This window comes from Bacillus sp. z50 (genome assembly GCF_058313585.1).
In genome coordinates, this window is the sequence record NZ_JBZFQL010000010.1 from 63,653 (window position 1) to 65,221 (window position 1,569).

The following is a 1,569-nucleotide window of genomic DNA, read 5'->3' on the forward strand; positions in this document are numbered from 1 at the left end:
ATAGAAAAAGATTGACTCTTTTTTTATGTGAACATGATTTAAAACGGGATAGGGGCCTATAGCTCAGCTGGTTAGAGCGCACGCCTGATAAGCGTGAGGTCGATGGTTCGAGTCCATTTAGGCCCACCATATAAACCCATACCCATAAAACGGGGCCTTAGCTCAGCTGGGAGAGCGCCTGCTTTGCACGCAGGAGGTCAGCGGTTCGATCCCGCTAGGCTCCACCAAAATCGTTCTTTGAAAACTGGATAATGTAATGTAAGGCAAAGTAAATGCGTTTTAATAAAAAACGAGTAAGAGTTTTTTAACGGTTAAGTTAATAAGGGCGCACGGTGGATGCCTTGGCACTAGGAGCCGATGAAGGACGGGACTAACACCGATATGCTTCGGGGAGCTGTAAGTAAGCTTTGATCCGGAGATTTCCGAATGGGGAAACCCACTGCCCGTAATGGGGCAGTATCTTACACTGAATTCATAGGTGTATGAAGGCACACCCGGGGAACTGAAACATCTAAGTACCCGGAGGAAGAGAAAGCAAATGCGATTTCCTGAGTAGCGGCGAGCGAAACGGAATCAGCCCAAACCAGATGGCTTGCCATCTGGGGTTGTAGGACACTCATTGTGGAGTTACAAAGGAACGGGGTAGATGAAGCGACCTGGAAAGGTCCGTCAGAGAAGGTAACAACCCTGTAGTCGAAACTTCGTTCCCTCCCGAGTGGATCCTGAGTACGGCGGGACACGAGGAATCCCGTCGGAATCCGGGAGGACCATCTCCCAAGGCTAAATACTCCCTAGTGACCGATAGTGAACCAGTACCGTGAGGGAAAGGTGAAAAGCACCCCGGAAGGGGAGTGAAAGAGATCCTGAAACCGTGTGCCTACAAGTAGTCAGAGCCCTTTTATGGGTGATGGCGTGCCTTTTGTAGAATGAACCGGCGAGTTACGATCCCATGCAAGGTTAAGTTGATGAGACGGAGCCGCAGCGAAAGCGAGTCTGAATAGGGCGTTTGCAGTATGTGGTCGTAGACCCGAAACCAGGTGATCTACCCATGTCCAGGATGAAGTCCAGGTAACACTGGATGGAGGTCCGAACCCACGCACGTTGAAAAGTGCGGGGATGAGGTGTGGGTAGCGGAGAAATTCCAATCGAACCTGGAGATAGCTGGTTCTCTCCGAAATAGCTTTAGGGCTAGCCTCGAGTTTAGAGTCTTGGAGGTAGAGCACTGTTTGGACTAGGGGCCCTCATCGGGTTACCGAATTCAGACAAACTCCGAATGCCAAAGACTTATACTCGGGAGTCAGACTGCGAGTGATAAGATCCGTAGTCAAAAGGGAAACAGCCCAGACCACCAGCTAAGGTCCCAAAGTATACGTTAAGTGGAAAAGGATGTGGAGTTGCCCAGACAACCAGGATGTTGGCTTAGAAGCAGCCACCATTTAAAGAGTGCGTAATAGCTCACTGGTCGAGTGACTCTGCGCCGAAAATGTACCGGGGCTAAACGTATCACCGAAGCTGTGGATGCATACCGTATGGTATGCGTGGTAGGAGAGCGTTCTAAGGGCTGTGAAG

Annotated in this window: 2 tRNA genes and 1 rRNA gene; all 3 read left to right on the forward strand. The window is 50.3% G+C overall.

Features of this window, described 5'->3' with window-relative positions:
• Positions 1-52: 52 nt before the first annotated feature.
• Positions 53-129, forward strand: a tRNA-Ile gene (locus AC4G3N_RS18730).
• 22 nt (positions 130-151) lie between these two features.
• Positions 152-227 (forward strand) — tRNA-Ala (locus tag AC4G3N_RS18735).
• An 82-nt stretch (positions 228-309) separates the two neighbouring features.
• Positions 310-1,569: ribosomal RNA gene (locus tag AC4G3N_RS18740) — 23S ribosomal RNA — on the forward strand; the annotation flags it as partial.